Source organism: Streptomyces vulcanius (genome assembly GCF_042653945.1).
GTDB classification, from domain to species: Bacteria; Actinomycetota; Actinomycetes; order Streptomycetales; family Streptomycetaceae; genus Streptomyces; species Streptomyces mangrovi.
This window is the reverse complement of record NZ_JBHSFK010000004.1, coordinates 329,028-347,337: the sequence shown is the minus strand read 5'-3', so window position 1 is coordinate 347,337 and position 18,310 is coordinate 329,028. Positions and strand designations below refer to the sequence as shown.

The 18,310-nt window shown below is 71.6% G+C and carries 15 protein-coding genes; 11 read left to right on the top strand and 4 right to left on the bottom strand.

All coding sequences use genetic code 11. From position 1 onward, the window contains the following. Nucleotides 1–6 precede the first annotated feature (6 nt). Nucleotides 7–822 carry an SAM-dependent methyltransferase gene (locus ACFPIH_RS08525; protein WP_381169834.1) on the bottom strand — a complete coding sequence of 272 codons (816 nt, stop codon included), beginning with the start codon at nt 820–822 and terminating at the stop codon, nt 7–9. 163 nt (nt 823–985) lie between these two features. Beyond that, on the bottom strand, nt 986–1,468 hold the full coding sequence (locus ACFPIH_RS08520) for a pyridoxamine 5'-phosphate oxidase family protein (RefSeq protein ID WP_381169832.1): 483 nt from the start codon (nt 1,466–1,468) through the stop codon (nt 986–988). Nucleotides 1,469–1,662: 194 nt separating this feature from the next. Between ACFPIH_RS08520 and ACFPIH_RS08515 the strand changes: the two genes are divergently transcribed. The 3 genes from ACFPIH_RS08515 to tpg are packed head-to-tail and all read left to right on the top strand — an operon-like array spanning nt 1,663 to nt 6,012. Beyond that, nucleotides 1,663–3,180 carry an MFS transporter gene (locus ACFPIH_RS08515; RefSeq protein ID WP_381169976.1) on the top strand — a complete coding sequence of 506 codons (1,518 nt, stop codon included), beginning with the start codon at nt 1,663–1,665 and terminating at the stop codon, nt 3,178–3,180. A 54-nt stretch (nt 3,181–3,234) separates the two neighbouring features. Next, nucleotides 3,235–5,418 carry a telomere-associated protein Tap gene (tap, locus tag ACFPIH_RS08510; protein ID WP_381169830.1) on the top strand — a complete coding sequence of 728 codons (2,184 nt, stop codon included), beginning with the start codon at nt 3,235–3,237 and terminating at the stop codon, nt 5,416–5,418. A 3-nt stretch (nt 5,419–5,421) separates the two neighbouring features. After that, nucleotides 5,422–6,012 carry a telomere-protecting terminal protein Tpg gene (tpg, locus tag ACFPIH_RS08505; RefSeq protein WP_381169828.1) on the top strand — a complete coding sequence of 197 codons (591 nt, stop codon included), beginning with the start codon at nt 5,422–5,424 and terminating at the stop codon, nt 6,010–6,012. A gap of 40 nt (nt 6,013–6,052) precedes the next feature. Here tpg and ACFPIH_RS08500 read toward each other — a convergent pair whose 3' ends face one another. Then, nucleotides 6,053–7,069, bottom strand: a complete 1,017-nt coding sequence (locus ACFPIH_RS08500; protein ID WP_381169826.1) for a zinc-dependent alcohol dehydrogenase — start codon at nt 7,067–7,069, stop codon at nt 6,053–6,055. 96 nt (nt 7,070–7,165) lie between these two features. Between ACFPIH_RS08500 and ACFPIH_RS08495 the strand changes: the two genes are divergently transcribed. The 7 genes from ACFPIH_RS08495 to ACFPIH_RS08465 all read left to right on the top strand — a co-directional run bounded on the left by ACFPIH_RS08495 (nt 7,166) and on the right by ACFPIH_RS08465 (nt 15,894). Then, complete coding sequence (locus tag ACFPIH_RS08495; RefSeq protein ID WP_381169824.1) at nt 7,166–8,881, top strand: IlvD/Edd family dehydratase; 1,716 nt, start codon at nt 7,166–7,168, stop codon at nt 8,879–8,881. 109 nt (nt 8,882–8,990) lie between these two features. Then, nucleotides 8,991–10,181, top strand: a complete 1,191-nt coding sequence (locus ACFPIH_RS08490; protein WP_381169822.1) for an ROK family transcriptional regulator — start codon at nt 8,991–8,993, stop codon at nt 10,179–10,181. Nucleotides 10,182–10,306: 125 nt separating this feature from the next. After that, nucleotides 10,307–11,656: an ABC transporter substrate-binding protein gene (locus ACFPIH_RS08485; RefSeq protein WP_381169820.1), complete on the top strand. Its 1,350-nt coding sequence runs from the start codon at nt 10,307–10,309 to the stop codon at nt 11,654–11,656. 2 nt (nt 11,657–11,658) lie between these two features. Beyond that, nucleotides 11,659–12,657 (top strand): carbohydrate ABC transporter permease, encoded by a 999-nt coding sequence (locus ACFPIH_RS08480; protein WP_381169818.1) that lies wholly within the window; start codon nt 11,659–11,661, stop codon nt 12,655–12,657. Beyond that, entirely contained in the window at nt 12,654–13,517 is an 864-nt protein-coding gene (locus ACFPIH_RS08475) for a carbohydrate ABC transporter permease (protein ID WP_381169816.1), read from the top strand. The genes ACFPIH_RS08480 and ACFPIH_RS08475 overlap by 4 nt, the downstream gene beginning before the upstream one ends. A gap of 30 nt (nt 13,518–13,547) precedes the next feature. Continuing rightward, nucleotides 13,548–14,858 carry a 6-phospho-beta-glucosidase gene (locus ACFPIH_RS08470; protein WP_381169814.1) on the top strand — a complete coding sequence of 437 codons (1,311 nt, stop codon included), beginning with the start codon at nt 13,548–13,550 and terminating at the stop codon, nt 14,856–14,858. After that, a complete protein-coding gene (locus ACFPIH_RS08465) occupies nt 14,851–15,894 on the top strand; it encodes an N-acetylglucosamine kinase (RefSeq protein ID WP_381169812.1) in 1,044 nt (347 codons plus the stop codon). The genes ACFPIH_RS08470 and ACFPIH_RS08465 overlap by 8 nt, the downstream gene beginning before the upstream one ends. Here the strand turns inward: ACFPIH_RS08465 and ACFPIH_RS08460 are convergent. After that, nucleotides 15,884–16,894 (bottom strand): LacI family DNA-binding transcriptional regulator, encoded by a 1,011-nt coding sequence (locus ACFPIH_RS08460; protein WP_381169810.1) that lies wholly within the window; start codon nt 16,892–16,894, stop codon nt 15,884–15,886. The two genes, ACFPIH_RS08465 and ACFPIH_RS08460, sit on opposite strands and share 11 nt — an antisense overlap. Nucleotides 16,895–17,003: 109 nt before the next feature. On the opposite strand from ACFPIH_RS08460, the gene ACFPIH_RS08455 reads away from it, so the two are divergent. After that, nucleotides 17,004–18,158 carry a Gfo/Idh/MocA family protein gene (locus tag ACFPIH_RS08455; RefSeq protein ID WP_381169808.1) on the top strand — a complete coding sequence of 385 codons (1,155 nt, stop codon included), beginning with the start codon at nt 17,004–17,006 and terminating at the stop codon, nt 18,156–18,158. Nucleotides 18,159–18,310: the final 152 nt, after the last annotated feature.

Below are 18,310 nucleotides of genomic sequence, written 5' to 3'. Positions count from 1 at the left end.
ACGGGGTCACGGCTTGCGGGCGAGTCCGCCGTGTTCGCCGATGACCTTCGGCGTGGGGGCGGTGGACAACGGCCGCCACTGTTGAACGGAGACGACACCCGGGTCGAGCAGCTCCAGACCGTCGAAGAAGGACGTGATCTCCTCCACGGTGCGCAGGTTGTAGGGGACGGCGCCGCTCTGGTTGTACGCGTCCTGCGCCTGCTCGAAGACGGGATCGATGCCCGCCGAACCGTCGTTGATGGAGAGGTAGCTCCCGGACGGCAGCGCGCCCATCAGGTCCGTGACGATCGAGCGGGCCTGCTCGTAGGTGGCGACGTGCCCGAGGATGTTGCTGAGGATCAGCGCGGTCGGCCGTGTCAGGTCCAGCGTCTGCGCGGCGGCCGCGAGGATGCGGCCGGTGTCCAGCACGTCGGCGTCGATGTACGAGGTCGCCCCCTCCGGCGTGGAGTAGAGCAGGGTGCGGGCGTGGGCCAGGACCATCGGGTCGTTGTCGACGTAGACGATCCGGGCCTCGGGGGCGATGCGCTGGGCGACCTCGTGGGTGTTGTCGGCGGTCGGCAGACCGGTCCCGACGTCCAGGAACTGCCGGATGCCCGCCTCGGCGACCAGGTAGGTGATGTTGCGGTTCAGGAAGCCGCGGCTGCTGCGGGCGATGGTGACGATGCCGGGGAAGACGTCCGTGTAGGCGTCGCCGGCCTCCTCGTCGACGGGATAGTTGTCCTTCCCGCCCAGCCAGTAGTTCCAGATCCGCGCCGAGTGCGGCACCGACGCGTCGATCTTCTGGTGTTCCGCGGGTCCGGTGGTGGCGGAGTTCTCGGTCATGGGCAGCGATCCGTCTTTCGCAGGGCAGGGGCAGAGATGGTTCAACGCACAACATAAGCCCCAACGGCCCCAGTGTGTACAGCAGTTAGTGTCCGGTTCTCCGGCAACCTGCGCAGCTCCTGCCTCCGGTGTGGTCGGGAGCCGCCCGATCGCACCTCGCCCCTCACGATGAAGACGGTGAAGTGGCCGAGGGCGAAGCGGCCGGGGACACCGAGTAACTGAGGTCCTTCGCCGAGAGCGAGGCGGGCACCAGACGCAGCCACATCGCGCCGCCGTACTCGCCCGTGTCGTCGTACAGGTAACCCACGAACCGCGCATCCCACAGGGACTCGTCCGGTCCCAGATAGCGGGTCAGCTTGCGCCTGCCGCGCGCTACGTCGAACGGCACGAGTTCGCCCCGCCCACGGGCGGTCACCTGCCGGATCCGCCCCGTGGCGAGATCGCACTCGTCCACCACGAGCGCGACCTCCGGGTCCTTCGCCACCCGCTCGGGCAACCGCGCCCACGGACCCGTCATCACCCAGAACGCCCCCTCCTCCCACAGGAACCAGACGGGCCGCACGGTGGGCCCGTCTGTCGCGAGCCGGGCGGTGAGCGGCTCCGCCAGAAACGCGTCCACATCGAAATCGAACTGCCCAGATGTCATGCGCCGATCATCGACCACGGGGCCGCGCCTTCTCAACGGGACGTCGCCGGCCGTGCCGTCCCGCCCCGATCGGCCCGGATGCGCCCTACCGATCACGGGCGCAGACTGACCGGGTGAGCGGAACGCACATCGGACGGAACAGGAACGCGCTGGGCGCCGGCCGCACCTCGTCCCAGTCGCTGGCGCTCGCGGCCATGATGTTCGCGGTGGCGATGACCTTCATCGACCAGACGATCGTGTCGATCGCGGCGCCCGACATCGTCTCCGAACTCGGCCTCTCCACCTCGGGCATGCAGTGGGTGGTCAACGCCTACCTCCTCGCCCTGGCCGCGTTCTTCGCGCTCGGCGGACGCCTCGCCGACCTGTGGGGCCCGCGCCGGGTCGTGGTGGCGGGCACCCTGCTCTTCGTCACGTCCTCGGTCCTGTGCGGCTGCGTACCGGCCGGGGACTACGCACTGGCCTGGCTCGTCGTCTTCCGGGCGACCCAGGGGCTGGGCGCCGCACTGCTGTTCCCGGCCGCGCTCGCCGTGGTCGTGGCGGTGTTCCCGATCGAGCGCCGGGGCCGCGCCCTCGCCCTGTTCTTCGGCCTCACCGGCGCCCTCACCGCGATCGGGCCGCTGCTCGGCGGCTGGCTCACCTCCTGGACCTGGCGTGCGATCTTCTGGGTCAACGTCCCGGTGGCGATCGTCGCCCTGATCCTCACCGCGCTCGCCCACATCTCCGACCGGCGCCGCGACGAGCCCCTGGACGTCGTCGGCGCGCTCCTGATCGCCGCGGGCATGGGGCTGGGCGTGCTCGGCTTCCAGCAGGCCTCGGCCTGGGGCTGGGACAGCGTGGCGACCTGGGCCTGCATCGTCGGCGGCCTCGTCCTCCTGTACGTCTTCTGCCGCTACGAACTCCGCACCCGCCACCCCCTGATCAACCTGGCGGTGTTCCGCGACCGCGCCTTCGCCGTGGACAACCTGGTCCTCTTCTTCGCGATGATGGCGTTCGTCCCCCTGTTCTTCTTCGCCTCGGTCTACGCCCAGGTCTCCCTCAGCGCCTCGCCCAACCAGGCCGCGCTGTACCTGCTGTACTTCTTCGCGGGCTTCGCCCTGGCCTCCCAGTGGGGCGGTCGCATCCTCGACAAGCGGGGCGCGCGTCCGACGATGAAGACCGGCTGCGTGGTCGGCGCCGTCGGCTACGCGCTGTGGGCCGGGAAACTCACCGACCTCTCCATGCACGACCAGTGGCCCTACGCCGCCCTCGCCGGCGCCGGCATCGGTTTCATCCTCGCCCCCGCCTCGACGGACGCCGTCAACCGCGCCCTCGACGCCTCCTACGGCGAGGTCACCGGCATCACCCAGACCGTCCGCAACTACGCGGCGAGCATCGGCCTGGCGGTGTTCGGAACCATGCTGACCCACACCATGACCGACCACGTCGTGGACACCCTCCGGAGCCGCGGCGTCCCGTCCGGCACGGCCCACTCCGTGGCCGGGGACGTCACCCAGCAGATCACCGGCCACGCGGACACCCGCACCCCCACCGGAGACGGCCCCGCCGCCACGGCCATGCGCGACGCGATGTCCTCGGTCCGCATGGACTTCGCCGAGGCCAACCAGTGGGTGTTCTACGGCATGGCCGTCGCCCTGGGCATCGGCTACCTGTGCGCCCTGCGCCACCCGGGCGGCCGGGGCCCGGCCACGGAGGAGCAGGCAATTCAAGAATAAGAATGTGAATCAATTCGTGGTTAACCTCCGCTAGGGTGACGGCGGAGGTGGCGCATGCAGCAGAAGCCCAGCCAGGAAGAGCTGTTCGCGGCGGTGGACGAACTGCTCGCGGGCGAGCCGGAGTTGCCGCCGCCGGGGGAGCGGGCCCGGCTGCGTGACGCGGCCGGGGTGAGCCAGGCCCGGCTGGCCCAGGTGCTGCGGACGACGAAGCAGACGGTGAAGAACTGGGAGACGGGCCGGTCCGAACCCCGTGTCCCGCAACGGCAGGCGTATCTACGGCTGTTGGAGGGCTGGGCGGCGAAGTACCCCGCGGAACCGGAGGCCGAGCCGATCCCGCCCCTGACCCCGCCCCCGACCCCCGCGAGCCCATCGCGCCCGGCGTCCGCCGCGATCGCCACGCCCCGCCCGGCCGGCAGCGCGAGGCCGGTGCCGTCGGTGTCACGCCGTGCGGCCGGGCCCAGGGCGGCGGCCGAGCCCGTGGCCGACGCCCGCTTCCCGAACGGACCGCTCGCGGTCCTGGACGGGGACGGCACGGCGTACTGCTTCGGCGGGCTGCTGCTGGAGTGCCCGGCGACCACGGTCCCGCAGCTGGTGGAGTGGGTGCTGAAGGAGTCCGCGTTGGGCGCCGCCCGGCTGCACCGGCACGGCAAGGACTCCGACCCGCTGATCGTGCTGACCGCCTCGGCCGCCGCGCGGTTCGGTCTGCCGGACCGGCTCGAGGACCGCCGGGGCCTGCGCCTGGCCGAGGACCACCCGGTCGTCAAGCAGCTCGCGAGGGCGAAGTGGAAGCTGACGCAGCGCGGGTTCGGCCCCTGGCCGCGGATCTACCGGCCCGCGCAGGACGGCCGGCGGCAGTGTGTCCAGCTGGCGATCCTGCCGTGGGACGCGCTGGACTCCCGCGCCTGGGGCGACGCCGCCGGGCTGCACCCCGCCGATCTCGCCCGCGTCCTCGGCGTGTTCGCGTCCCGGGTGCTCACCCCGCGCGGCTCGACGGCCGTGACCGGCCTGGAGCTGATGACGGCGGTACGGCCCACGACCCGTCCCGTCAAGGACGACGCGAGCGGCACCTGGGTCTCCGGACCGAACCCCGGCGCACTCACCGGCCCGGTGGACCCGGCGCCGCCGGAGGCCCCGGCCGAGCACCCCGTCGCGCAGGACTGGGAGGGCGGTTTCCTCGACGAGGAGGCCTACCAGTGGGTGCGCGACCCACGACTCCTCGTCGACGAGGAGTGTCTGCTGCCCTACGCGGTGGGCATCGACATCAACACCGCCTTCCTCGCGGCCGCCGCCCGCCTCACCGTCGGGCTGAGCGAGCCGGTGCACGTCCACGCGCCCGTGTTCGACAAGAAGGTCCCGGGCACCTGGCGGGTGGACCTCTCCCGCATCGAGCTCGACCCGTCCCTGCCGAGCCCCTTCACACCCACCGGCCTGCCTCCCGAGGGCCCCGGCTGGTACACCACCCCGACCCTGGCCTACGCCGAGGAGCTCGGCGTCGAGGTCCGCCCGACGGAGGCGTATCTGCGCCAGGAGACGGGCGCCTACCTGGACCCCTGGCACGACCGCCTCAAGGACGCCTACCTCGCCACCAGCGCGGACATGGGCATCCCCGTCGACAAGGACACCGACCCGGTGGCGTTCCTGCACGCCATGGCCCTGCACAAGACGTACGCCACCGCGGACGAGACCCTCCTCGACGACCTGCGCGGCGCGCTCGGCGACCCGCGCACGACGCGGATGGGCGACGCCGACCTCGCGGCCCTTCTCCGCCGGCACCGGCAGGGCGCGATGGTGCTCACGGCGATCAAGTCGACGGTCAAGGGCGGCATCGGCAAACTCCGCGAACGCCCCCAGGGCCGCCACTACCGGGACGGCGACCGCTGGCCCGCCCTGGAACGCCCCACCTGGCGCCCCGACATCCGCGCGGCCGTCATCGCCAAGGCGCGGGTGAACACGCACCGCAAGATGGCCAAGCTGGCGACCCTGACCGGCCTGTACCCTCTCGCGGTGCTCTCCGACTGCGTCGTCTACGCCAGCCGCGGCCCCTCCCCGCTGGACTTCCTGCCGTCCAACGGCGACGGCACCCCCGTCTACGGCACCTTCCGCATCGGTGTGAACCCGGGCTTCTGCAAGCTGGAGGGCGTCCAGGAGATGGCCTGGGCGGTCGACCTGATCGAGCAGGGCCACAACCCCGCCCGCCACATCAAGGGCGGCGACGCCGTCCTGGACGAAGGGGAGTAGGCCATGGCCCGACGCATCCGCCCCGGCAACGCCGACACCGACGACGCCCTCATCAACGAGGCCGTCGACCGCGCGGGCGAGGAAGCCTTCACCCGGGTACCGCCCAAGACCCTTCAGGGCCGGATCAACTTCCTGCTCAGACAGCTCAAGACGGCCAAGGCGGTCGCCCAGGAGATCGGCGTCACCGCCGACTCCGTCAACCGCTACCGGCGCGGCGCCCGCAAGCACCCCCCGCAGGACGTCGCCGCCCGGATCGACGCCGCGGTACGCGCCCGCTGGCAGCCCCGCGTCCGGGACCGGCGCCGCAGGCAGGCCGCCGCCGCGACCGGCATCGTCGTCGAGGCCCGCGCCCGCTTCGGCTACAGCGCGCCCATCGGCACGACGGACGACGGCCGGCAGCGGCGTATCACGGTCCACCTGTCGGCCGACTACGCCCGGCGCCTGTTCGACGCCCAGCAGGGCCTCGGCGCCCAGACCCCCAACGAGGTCATCGCCGAGGGAATCCAGGAGGTGTACTTCAAGGACGGCGGACGCCGCGCCGACCAACTCGAAGTCGAGTTCACCGAGATCGACTACATCGACGTCTCGTACTGACGCGGCCGGGCCGCCGACGGGGGTGACCGGCGAGTTCCTGTCAGGGCAGCCGTGGATCGACGTGGATCTTGGGGCCCGGACCGGCCCCCTGCGGACGGTCGCCCGCCAGAACGGCGCCGACCTGGTCCAGGCCCACGGTCGCGGCGACGAGCGGCCGGGGATCGACGGATCCGTCGGCGTACGCCGTGATGGTGGCGGCGAGCCCGGGGGAGGCGGACAGGACCCCGACCGCGGTCACGTCCTTGAGAGCGAGCGCGCGGGTGTCGATCCGGCTGGGCTCACCGGCGAGTCCCACATACACGACCCGCCCGCCCGGCTCGACCGTCTCGAGGGCGAGTCCTGGCAGGTGCACGGCGTTGGAGGCGTCGACGACCGCGTCGTACGGCAGGTCCGGGACGGAGCCCTCCGGCCACGCGTGGGTGAAGCCCAGGCTCCGGGCGAAGGCGAGCGAGCCGGCGGTCGCGCCCATCAGGTGCACCTCCGCACCGGCGGCCCGCAGGAACAGGGCGGCCAGCAGCCCGATGGTCCCGGGCCCCAGGACCAACACCCGTTTCCCGGGGCGGGGTTCGGCGGCGCGTGCCGCGCGCAGGGCGTTGCCGCCCGGCTCGACCAGCGCGCCGAGTTCGGCGTCGACGGAGTCGGGCAGGACGTGCAACGAGGAGACCGGCACCGCGAGTTGCTCCGCCAGGGCACCGGGCCGGCCCCCGCGCACACCGACTTCCTGACGCTGCTCGCACACGTGCTGGTGACCCCGTAGGCAGCGCCGGCAGGCGCCGCAGCCGAGCATGGTGTCGCCCATGACCCGCCGGCCGGCCCAGGCAGGGCCGACGCCGTCGCCGACCGCCGCCACCCGCCCGGCCCACTCGTGGCCCAGCCGCATCGGATAGGCGGAGTGCCCGCGGTGGAGGTAGGCCATCTCGCCGGTGAAGAACTCCACGTCGGTGCCGCACACCCCGACCCGCTCGACGTCCACGACGACCTCGCCGGGCGCCGCGACCGGTGCCGGGACCTCCCGCACGGAGCACTCTCCCGGGGCGGTCAGGACGAACGCGCGCATGAGGCGCCCAGCCCTGTGCCGTCGGGGTACCGCACCTGCTTATGCTTCATGGCGTTCCGGACCCTAGACCACCGTACCGATTGTTGGAAAGGCTCGATGGTGAAGCTCCGCAGCGCACAGTGGTATGCCGGTCAGGACCGCAACGCCTACATCCACCGGGCCTGGATGCGCCGCGGCGCACCGGACGACGCCTTCACCGGGCGTCCGCAGATCGCCGTCGCCAACACCGCCTCGGACCTGACCCCCTGCAACGCGCATCTGCACGAGGTCGCGGCCTCGGTGCGCAACGGCGTGTACGAGGCGGGCGGTGTCCCGCTGGACCTGCCCGTGGTGTCGCTGGGCGAGACCCAGGTGCGGCCCACCGCGATGCTGTGGCGCAACATGGCGGCGATGGCCACCGAGGAGATGCTGCGGGCCAATCCCCTCGACGGGGTCGTCCTGTTGGGCGGCTGCGACAAGACGATCCCCTCGCTGCTGATGGCCGCCGCCTCGGTGGACCTGCCCGCCGTCGTCGTCCCCGGCGGCCCGATGCTGACCGGCACCTTCCGAGGCACCCCGCTGGGCTGCGGCACCGATGTGTGGCGGCTGTCGGAGGAGGTCCGGGCCGGCACGCTCTCCCAGGACCAGTTCACCCGCTCCGAATCGGCGATGATCCGCAGCCGCGGCCACTGCAACACCATGGGCACCGCCTCGACGATGGCCCTGGTCGCCGAGGCCCTCGGCACGGTCGTCCCCGGCGTGGCAGGCACCCCCGCACCCGACAGCCGGCTCCTCGAGGCCGCGCACCTCACCGGACGGCTCGCGGTGGACATGGTCGCCGCCGACCGGCGTCCGGGGACCTTCCTGACGAAGGCCTCCTTCCACAACGCGATCGTCGCGCTGGCCGCCGTCGGCGGCTCCACCAACGCCGTCGTGCACCTCCTGGCGATCGCCGGCCGGCTCGGGATCGACCTGACGCTCGACGACTTCGACCGCATCGGCTCCCGTGTGCCCGTCCTGGTCGACCTCCAGCCGGCCGGCCGCTTCCTCATGGACGACCTCCACCGCGCCGGCGGTCTGCTCGCCGTCCTGCGTGAGGTGCGCGACCTGCTCGACCCCGACGCCCTGACCGTCACCGGCACCCCGCTGGTCGCCCACCTCGACGACGCCCCCATCTGGGACACCGAGGTCATCCGCACCCGCGCCGAGCCCCTGGTCGCCCAGGGCGGCATCGCCGTACTGCGGGGCAATCTCGCCCCCGACGGCGCGCTGATCAAACCCGCCGCCGCCTCCCCGCATCTGCTCCGACACCGTGGCCGGGCCGTCGTCTTCGACTCGATCGAGGACTTCCACGCCCGTGTCGACGACCCCTCGCTCGACGTGGACGCCGACTCGGTGCTCGTCCTGCGCGGCTGTGGTCCCAAGGGCTACCCGGGCATGCCCGAGGTGTCCAACATGCCGCTGCCGAAGAAGCTCCTCGAACAGGGCGTCCGCGACATGGTCCGCGTGTGCGACGGCCGGATGAGCGGCACCGCCTACGGCACCGTCGTCCTGCACGTGGCCCCGGAGGCCGCGGCCGGCGGCCCGCTCGCCCTGGTGCGCACCGGGGACTTCATCACCCTCGACGTAGAGGCACGCCGTATCGACGTCGACGTACCCGCCGGCGAACTCGCCCGCAGGACCCCCAGCGAGGCCACCGTCACCGGCTTCGCCACGCCCCGGCGCGGCTGGGAGCGGCTCTACGTGGACCACGTCCTGCAGGCCGACACCGGCGCCGACCTGGACTTCCTCGTCGGCTCCAGCGGGTCCGAAGTCAGCCGCGAATCGCACTGACGAAGTACTCGGCAACCCTGTTCGCGGCCAGGGTTGATTCCGGCTATGCGCGAGCGTATAAATAAGCAACTTTCTTTCTTACAGAGTCGATGGCGAGATGAGGGGCCCCGTGACCCGCCGTTATCCAGCAGGTCCGCAGCGGTTGCTGCGTTCGCTCAACGGCCGTGCCGTGCTGGAGGCGATCGACGAGGCGGGTCCCGTCACGACCACCGATCTGGCCGGGCGGATCACGCTCTCGCGGCCCACCGTGGCCGCGGCGGTCGCGCTGCTGCTGGAGCGGGGGGTGATCACCGAGGTCGGCCCGGTGACGGGCCGCAAGGGTCCGGCACCGGCGCAGTACGGGGTCAACGCCGACTGCGCCTTCGCGATCGGCGTCGACGTCGGGCACCGGAAGATCCGCGCCGCGGTCGCCGACGTCACCGGCCGGGTACGGGGGCACGCCGAGTCCGAACAGCAGGGGCAGCGGGGCGCCGACGCGCTCGTCGGACAGATCCTGGACATGTGCGTGGACCTGGCCGAGCAGGTGGGACGCCCGCTGGCGGAGATCACCCAGGTCGTCATGGGGATGCCGGCCGCGGTCGGCCCGGACGGCCGCCACCTGTCCTACGCCACCGGACTGCCCGACGCCGGCCGCGGGTTCGGTGAGGCGCTCGGCCGTGCGGTACCGGTGCCGCTGGTCCTGGAGAACGACGTGAACCTCGCGGCGCTGGCCGAGCGCACCCATGGCCGCGGCACCGACACCGACGACTTCGTCCTGGTCAGCCTGGGGGTCGGACTCGGCCTCGGACTGGTCGTGGACGGCCGGGTCCGGCGGGGCGCCACCGGCGTGGCCGGAGAGGCCGGCTATCTGCCCAGCGACCGCATGGTCGCGCCGGCCGGACAGCGCCGGGACCTCGTACAGGAACATCTGGGAGCGCGCTACATCAGCGACCGGGCCCAGAGGCTCGGACTGCCCGGTGACGGCAGCCCGCGCACCGTCTTCGAACTCGCCCGCGCCGGGGACCCCGGCGCGCTGGAGATCGTGGACGACACCGCACGCAGCGTCGCCTACGTGGTGGCCTGCGTCGTCCCCCTGATCGACCCGGCACTCATCGTGCTGGGCGGCGCCATCGGCGCCAACGGCGACCTGCTGCTCGAGCCGGTCGACCGTCATCTGGCCGATTTCAGTACGTTCCGGCCGCCCGTCGTCGCGTCGGGCCTCGGCCAGGACGCCGTGCTCACCGGAGCAACCACCATGTCGGCGGAGCTGGCCCGGGAGGCCGCCTTCGCCGCCGCCACCACTCCCGTCCCACAGCCCTGAAACACCGCGGCGACGCCGTCTTGCCGGACAGCGCCGCCGCTCCTGGTCACCGGGCGTTGCCACGCCCGACCGACCGACGACCGATCCGTCACCCAGGGAATCCCGTCTCCGAGGAAGGACGATCAGTGTTCAAACCTATCACCGGGGCCATCGCGGCCACCGCCGCCGGCGCACTGCTGCTGACCGGCTGTACATCCAGCGGGCCCGCCGACTCCAAGCCCGCGTCCGCCATCACGCCCGGTGCCTCGCACAAGGCCACCACCGTCACGGTCTGGACGTTCAACCACCTCCCCAACGAGGTCGCGGCGTTCAAGGCGACACTGGACCAGCTGCACACCAAGTACCCGTGGCTGACCGTGAAGTTCGTGCCGAACAAGGACGACGCCGCCTACGCCAAGGCGGTCGCCGCGGGCGATCCGCCGGACGTGTTCATCAGCTCCACGCCCGACAACGTGGCGAAGTTCTGCTACAACGGCACGGTCGCCGACGTCGGCCCCTACCTTTCCTCGGCCAAGATCGACACGGCCAAGACCTTCCCGCCCGCGACCCTCGTCTACACCCGCTACGAGGACAAGCAGTGCGCGCTGCCGCTGCTGACCGATGCCTTCGCGCTCTACTACAACAAGAAGATGTTCGCCGCGGCCGGTATCACCAAGCCCCCCACGACGCTCGCGGAACTCACCGCCGCCGCCAAGAAGCTGACCGTCAAGAACGCGGACGGCTCCATCAAGACCTACGGCTTCGTCCCCCGCTCCGACTTCGACGTCAACCGCTACCTCTACGTCGGAGCGCACAGCGGCACCGACTTCTACGGCAAGGACGGCAAGACCACCTTCGCCTCCGACCCCAAGTGGCAGCAGCTGCTCAAGTGGGACCAGGACCTCATCGACTACTACGGCAAGGCCAACGTGCAGAAGTTCGTGGGCCGTTACCAGCCGCACGCCGACGACGCGGGCAACCCGCTGCTGACCGGCGCCGCGGCGATGGAGTACGACGGTGAGTGGCACGTCGGCGAGATCGCCTCGCTGAAGAAGGACTTCGACTACGGCGTGGTGCCGATGCCGGTCCTGGACGGATCCTCGGGCACCTACGGCGCGGGTACCACGCTCGGCACCGTCGCCTATCTGTCCGCCGGCTCGAAGCACAAGCAGGAGGCGTTCTTCGCGCTCCAGCAGCTCACCACCGACACCACGTTCCTGAACACCCTCGCCGACACGGTCTACAACATCCCGACCACGTTCGCCGCGCTCAAGGCCTGGGACAAGCGCGACGATCCGCACTGGAAGCCGTTCGTCGACATCTTCGAGAACCCGCACTCCTCCTACAAGACGCTCACCCCGGCGGGCGTCGAGGACATGGACTCCTGGCGCGCGTCCCTGCTCGACTTCGAACAGGGCAAGGCGAAGGACGCCGCCAGCGGTCTCGCCGCGGCCGGGAAGAAGATCGACAGCCTCAACTCCGAGAGCGGGCAGTAGAGATGACGACCGTCCTCGCCCCCCTCGGCGAGGCCCCGGGCACGGCGCGCACGCGCCCTGCCCGGGGCGGGCGGCGCCGCCCGAGCAGGGCCCGCTGGTGGGTCGTCCTCGCCTTCCTGTCCCCGTTCGTCATCGGGTTCGCCGTCTTCGTGCTGTACCCGGTGGCCGCCACGCTCTACTACTCCCTCACCGACTTCCAGGCCGGCTCCTACCGGCCGGTGCAGTTCGTCGGACTGCGCAACTACCGCGCCCTGTTCAGCCAGTCCGACACCTTCTGGGTGGCGGTGCGCAACACGCTGTGGATGGTCGTCGTCATGGTGCCGCTGCGCACCGCCTGGGCCATGCTCACCGCATGGGTGATCATCCGCGTCAAGCGCGGCCGGGCCGTGTACCGCACCCTGTTCTTCCTGCCGTCGATGGTGCCCGTGGTGGCCGCCGCCCTGTCGTTCATCGTGCTGCTCAACCCGGTCGGCCCGCTCAACCGGCTGCTCGGCCTGGTGGGTATCAACGGCCCCGGCTGGTTCTCCGACCCCGCCTGGTCCAAGCCCAGCCTCGTCATGATGGCGCTGTGGGCCAGCGGCAACGTGATGGTCATCTTCTCCGCCGCCATGCTCGACGTACCGCGCGAGCTGTACGAGGCCGCCGAACTCGACGGCGCCGGCACCCTGCAGAAGTTCCGCAGCATCACCCTCCCGGCGATCTCCCCGGTCATCTTCTTCGCGCTGCTCACCGGGATGATCTACACCTTCCAGTACTTCACCGAGGCGTTCGTCGCCTCCAGTTCCGCGAACGCCACCTCGTCCAGCAACGACCTGATCGGCTACCCCGCCAACTCGCTGCTGTTCTACTCCACGGAGCTGTACCGGCAGGGCTTCTCCTACTTCAAGACCGGCTACGCCTCGGCCATGGCCTGGCTGCTGTTCCTCGTCATCTTCGCGGCGACCGTGGTGTTCATCCGCGCCTCGCGCCGCTTCGTGCACCACGCGGGCGGTGGCCGATGAGCACCCTGGACCTGACCAAGCGTCAACGTCCCACCGGACGACGCCTGTTGTACCTGCTGGCCGAGCACGCCCCGGCCGTCGCCATCGCGCTGTGCTTCCTGCTGCCGCTGACCATCGGCGTGCTCACCGCGTTCATGACCGGCGCCCAGGCCGGCACCGGCTCGCTGTGGCCCTCGCCCTGGGAGTTCGGCAACTTCCGCAAGGTCTTCTCGGCCATGCCGTTCGGCCGCGACCTGCTCAACACCATGCTCTACGCCGGACTTTCGACGGTGGGCGTCGTCGTCTCCTCGGTGCCCGTGGCCTACGCGCTGGCCCGGCTGCGGTGGCGCGGCCGGGAGGGCGTCTTCCTGGTCGTCCTCGCCGCGATGATGATCCCGGCACAGGTCACCAGTCTGCCCCTGTACGTCATGTACTCGCACATCGGCTGGGTGGGCACCCTGAAGCCGCTCATCGTCCCGTCCTTCTTCGGCGACGCCTTCAGCATCTTCCTGCTGCGCCAGTTCTTCCTCACCATCCCCGACGAGTTCACCGAGGCGGCCCGGGTCGACGGCGCGGGCGAACTGCGCATCCTGTGGCAGGTGTTGATCCCGATGGCCAGACCGGCGATCGCCGCCGTGGGCCTCTTCGCGTTCCTGTACGCGTGGAACGACTTCTACAACCCCCTGCTCTACACCGGCAACAGCGACACCGGCCAGACCCTCGCGGTGGCCCTCAGCCAGCTCGCCAAGAACGGCCACCAGAACGCCTACGAGCTTCAGATGGCGGCCTCGCTGATGTTCCTGCTGCCCGTCCTGGTGCTGTTCTTCCTGGCCCAGAAGGTCTTCGTAGAGGGCATCGCGCTGACCGGCGTCAAGGGCTGAACCTCCCCCCACGCACACTCCTGGAGCACGATGAAGATCACCGTTGTCGGCGGTGGCAGCACCTACACGCCCGAACTGATCGAGGGCTTCGCCCGGCGGGCCGACGTGCTGCCGTTCGACGAACTCGTCCTGCACGACATCGACGCCGAACGCCTCGCCGTCATCGGCGGCCTGGCCCGCCGTATCCTCGCCCGGCACGGCTTCCCCGGCCGGCTCACCACCACGACCGACCTCGCCCACGCGGTGGACTCGGCCGCCGCGGTGCTCGTCCAGCTCCGGGTGGGCGGACAGGCGGCCCGGCTGGTGGACGAGACCCTGCCGAACAGATTCGGTCTGCTCGGCCAGGAGACCACCGGCCCCGGCGGCTTCGCCAAGGCCCTGCGCACGGTACCGGTGGTCCTCGACATCGCCGCCGAGGTACGCCGCCGGGCCCAACCCGGGGCGTGGATCGTCGACTTCACCAACCCCGTCGGCATCGTCACCCGCGCCCTGCTGGACGCCGGACACCGCGCGGTCGGCCTGTGCAACGTGGCGATCAAGTTCCAGCGGCAGCTGGCCGCCCGCCTCGGCACCGACCCCGACGGCATCCGGCTCGGCCACGCCGGGCTCAACCACCTGTCCTGGATCCGCTCGGTCACCGTGGACGGAGTGGACCGCCTGCCGGAACTGCTGAGCGGCGACGCGCTCGACGAACTCGCCGCGCAGACCCGCGTCCCCGCCGGCGCGCTGCGCGACCTCGGCGCCATCCCCTCCTACTACCTGCACTACTTCTACTGCACGGACGACGAGGTCCGAGTCCAGCGGGGCGGAACCCACCGAGCCGACCAAGTCCTCGCCATCGAAAGGGAGTTGCTCACCCTCTACGCCGACCCCGCCCTGGACCGCAAACCCGAACTCCTCCAGCAGCGCGGCGGGGCGTACTACAGCGAAGCCGCGGCGGCCCTGGTCACCAGCCTGCTCACCGGCGACGGCGCCCACCACTACGTCAACGTACGCAACGACGGAGTCCTGTCCGGCCTGCCGGACGAGGCCGTGGTCGAAGTGCCGGCCCATGTCGACACCGCCGGGCCGCACCCCGTCCCCGTGCCGCCCCTGCCGCCCGAGATGCTCGGGCTCGTCCAGGCGGTCACCGCGTACGAGACCCTCACCGTCGAGGCGGCCCTGACCGGGGACCGTACGGTGGCCCGGCGCGCCCTCATGGCCAACCCGCTCGTCCGGGAATGGGCGCGCGCGGACGCCCTGCTCGACGCGCTGCTGGAGGCCAACCGCCCCCACCTGCCCCGGTTCTTCACGAGCGAGCACAGCAAGCCCAGCGAGTCGAGCGAGGCCGCCGATGCCTGACCTCGTGGTGGGCGTCGACGGAGGAAACTCCAAGACCGACCTCGTCCTCGCGGACACCGAGGGACGGCTGCTGTCCTGGGTGCGCGGCCCGGGCACCCGGCCGCACACGGAGGGCATGGAGATCACCGCCGAACGGCTCGCCTCCCTGGGCCGGTACGCGCTGGCCGAGGCCGGACTTCCCCGTACGACCCCGGTCTCGGTCGGCGCGTACTTCCTCGCCAACGTCGACCAGCGGTCCCAGGAGCGCACCGCGCTGCGGGAACTGACCCGGCTGGGTGTGGCCGAGCGGACCTTCGTCCACAACGACACGCTCGCCGTCCTGCGGGCCGGCGCGCCGGACGGCTGGGGAGTGGCGGTGGTGTCCGGCGCCGGCATCAACGCGGCGGCCGTCCATCCGGGAGGCCGCTCGGCCCGCTTCCTCTCCCTCGGCGACATCACCGGTGACTGGGGCGGCGGGCTCGCCGTGGCCCGGGCGGGCATGGGAGCCGCCGTCCGCGCGGGCGACGGGCGGGGGCCCGCGACCCGGCTGCGGCAGGAACTGCCGGGGCACTTCGGCCTGGACAGCGTGGAGTCCGTCGCGCTGGCCGTCAGCGCCGGCGACATACCGGTGGCCGCGCTGCACGGCCTGGCACCGCTGGTCTTCGCGACCGCCGCCGGCGGCGACGCCGTGGCACGCGGCATCGTGGAACGCCTCGGGGACGAGATCGTCGCCATGGTGACCGCGCTGCTGCGCCGGCTCCGTCTCCTGCGCACCCCCACCCCGGTGGTGCTCGGCGGCGGCACCCTGCAGAACGACCAGGTACTGCTGCGCGACCACATCGGCTCCCGCCTGGCCACCGAGGCCCCACTGGCCCTGCCCCGGGTCCTCGACGTGCCGCCGGTAGCGGGCGCGCTGCGGGAGGCACTCCTGACCGCGGGCGCCACGGACGTCGTACAGCACCGCCTGCGCGAGGCCGTCGCCGCGCGGAAACCACCGCCCTCGCTCGCGGAGATCGCGGAGACCCCTGAGGACGCGGGAGCCGCCGTCAGGGAGTAACGGCGTCAGGCGGAGCGGTCGTGCCGCGTACCTCCAGCGCCGGGGCCGCGAGGACGGTCCGGGCGGCGAGCGCCGGGTCCGTCATGCGGTCGAGGAGGTGCTGCGCGGCGCGGCGGCCGACGTCGTGGCTGGCGTTGTCGACCGTCGTGAGCCACAGGTGCCGCAGGCGGGACAGGTACGTGTTGTCGTAGCCGACGAGGGACAGGTCGCGGGGCACCTGGAGACCGAGTTCCTCGGCCGCCGACAGGGCGCCCACGCACGCGATGTCGTTGAACGCGAAGACGGCCGTGGGCCGCCGCGGGGCGCTGAGCAGCCGGACCGTGGCCCGGTAGCCGCCCTCCTCGGTCAGGTCGCCCTGCTCCACGACCGCCGTGTCCGCCAGTCCGTGCTCGCGCATCACCTTCTCGAAGCTGAGCCGGCGCAGCTCGCCGACCACCCCCTGCCCGGCGATATGGGCGATGCGCCGATGACCGAGTCCGATGAGATGCTCGGTGGCGAGGCGGGCGCCGTACTCGTCGTCGTTGGCGACGATGTCCACGCGCGGCAGCACGGGTTCACGGGCACCCGCGACGACGGTGGGGATCCGGGCCGCGGCCATGCGCAGCGCCTCGGAGGGCGGCAGCGTGCCGACCGCGATCAGACCGTCCACGCGCAGGTCCGTGAAGGTGCGGGTGAGGTCGTCGCCGAGACGCCGGTTGAGGTGGCCGTCGGCCAGCAGCATGTGCAGACCGCTGTCGTGGAGACGGGAGTTCAGGCCGTCCAGCAGCTCCACGAACCAGGGGTTGCGCATGTCGTTCAGCAGTACGCCCACCGTGCGGGTACGGCGCTCGCTCAGACTGCGCGCGGCGGCGTTGGGACGGTAGCCGAGTTCCTCCACGGCGGCCAGCACGGCCTGTCGTCGTTCGGGGCGCACCTGGTCGGAGCCGCGCAGCACGAGGGAGACCAGTGATTTCGACACGCCAGCCCGCTCGGCGACGTCGCGGATGGTCGGAGGCCTCATGGATGGACCGTTCCATACGGCGAAGTCGCTGTCAAAGGTCTTGACACGAGGAAGAACGGGTTCCAAGGTGACGGGAAAGGATTATGGACCGGTCCAAAGAAGGGCAGTCATGGTGAGTACGCTCGGTGTCGCCGTCGTGGGGTTCGGCTGGATGGGCCGGGTGCACACCCAGGCGTACGCGCGCGTCCCGCACCACTATCCGCGGCTGGGCCTGCGTCCGGAGCTGGTGGCCGTCGCCGAGGAGGTGCCCGGCCGGGCGGAGGAGGCCGCGGCGCAGTTCGGGTTCGCGTCCGCCACCAGGGACTGGCGTGAGGTGGCCGCCGATCCCCGGGTGGGGGCGGTCAGCATCACCGCGCCGAACTTCCTGCACCGCGAGATCGGCGTCGCGATGGCCGAGGCCGGCAAGCACATCTGGATCGAGAAGCCGGTGGGCCTGTCTGCCGAGGACGCCCGCGCGGTGGCGGACGCGGTCGCCAAGGCCGGCCGACAGGGCACGGTCGGCTTCAACTACCGCAACGCCCCCGCCGTCGAAACGGCCCGCGACCTCATCGCTTCCGGGGAGATCGGCACCGTCACGCATGTCCGCATCCGCCTCTTCAGCGACTACGCCGCCCACCCGGACGGCGCCCTGACCTGGCGCTACGAACGTGAGCGGGGCGGCAGCGGAGTCCTGGGCGACCTGGCCTCGCACGGCGCCGACCTCGCCCGCTTCCTCCTCGGCGACATCGCCTCCCTCACCGCCGACACCGCGATCTTCCTGCCCGAGCGGGCCCGCCCCACCGGCGCCACCGCCGGCCACACCCGCGCCACCGGCGGCGCACTCGGACCCGTCGAGAACGAGGACTACGTCAACTGCCTGCTGCGCTTCGCCTCCGGTGCCCGTGGCGTCCTGGAGGCCTGCCGGGTCTCGGTCGGCGAGCAGAACAACTACGGCTTCGAGGTGCACGGCACCCGGGGCGCGGTGTTCTGGGACTTCCGCCGCATGGGCGAACTCGGCGTCAGCCGCGGCACCGCCTACCAGGACCAGCCCGTCAGCACGGTGTACGTCGGCCCGGGCGACGGCGAGTTCGGCGCGTTCCAGCCGGGCGCCGCGAACGCCATGGGCTACGACGACCTGAAGGTGGTCGAGGCATACCGCTTCCTGCGTTCGATCACCGAGCACACCCCCTACGGCGCCACCCTCACCGACGCCGTGCACAGCGCGACCGTCCTGGACGCCATGACACGGTCCGTCGAGAACGGGACCTGGGTGAACCTGGCATGAGCATCTGCGCAGCGGAGTGATCGGCGCCGGGAACATGGGCGCCGACCATGTGGGCACCCTCCACCGCCATGTCTCCGCTGCCGAGGTCACGCTGGTCGCGCCGGGGGTGTCAGGAGCGGCCGTGAGCCGCTCCGGGAGCACGTCGGCGAGAT

Coding starts and splice junctions, on each gene's coding strand:
- ACFPIH_RS08495 (WP_381169824.1), top strand. CDS start 7,166: ATGGTGAAGCTCCGCAGCGCACAGTGGTATGCCGGTCAGGACCGCAAC.
- ACFPIH_RS08455 (WP_381169808.1), top strand. CDS start 17,004: ATGGTGAGTACGCTCGGTGTCGCCGTCGTGGGGTTCGGCTGGATGGGC.
- ACFPIH_RS08480 (WP_381169818.1), top strand. CDS start 11,659: ATGACGACCGTCCTCGCCCCCCTCGGCGAGGCCCCGGGCACGGCGCGC.
- ACFPIH_RS08515 (WP_381169976.1), top strand. CDS start 1,663: ATGATGTTCGCGGTGGCGATGACCTTCATCGACCAGACGATCGTGTCG.
- ACFPIH_RS08460 (WP_381169810.1), bottom strand. CDS start 16,894: ATGAGGCCTCCGACCATCCGCGACGTCGCCGAGCGGGCTGGCGTGTCG.
- ACFPIH_RS08520 (WP_381169832.1), bottom strand. CDS start 1,468: ATGACATCTGGGCAGTTCGATTTCGATGTGGACGCGTTTCTGGCGGAG.
- ACFPIH_RS08475 (WP_381169816.1), top strand. CDS start 12,654: ATGAGCACCCTGGACCTGACCAAGCGTCAACGTCCCACCGGACGACGC.
- ACFPIH_RS08465 (WP_381169812.1), top strand. CDS start 14,851: ATGCCTGACCTCGTGGTGGGCGTCGACGGAGGAAACTCCAAGACCGAC.
- ACFPIH_RS08500 (WP_381169826.1), bottom strand. CDS start 7,069: ATGCGCGCGTTCGTCCTGACCGCCCCGGGAGAGTGCTCCGTGCGGGAG.
- tpg (WP_381169828.1), top strand. CDS start 5,422: ATGGCCCGACGCATCCGCCCCGGCAACGCCGACACCGACGACGCCCTC.
- tap (WP_381169830.1), top strand. CDS start 3,235: ATGCAGCAGAAGCCCAGCCAGGAAGAGCTGTTCGCGGCGGTGGACGAA.
- ACFPIH_RS08525 (WP_381169834.1), bottom strand. CDS start 822: ATGACCGAGAACTCCGCCACCACCGGACCCGCGGAACACCAGAAGATC.
- ACFPIH_RS08470 (WP_381169814.1), top strand. CDS start 13,548: ATGAAGATCACCGTTGTCGGCGGTGGCAGCACCTACACGCCCGAACTG.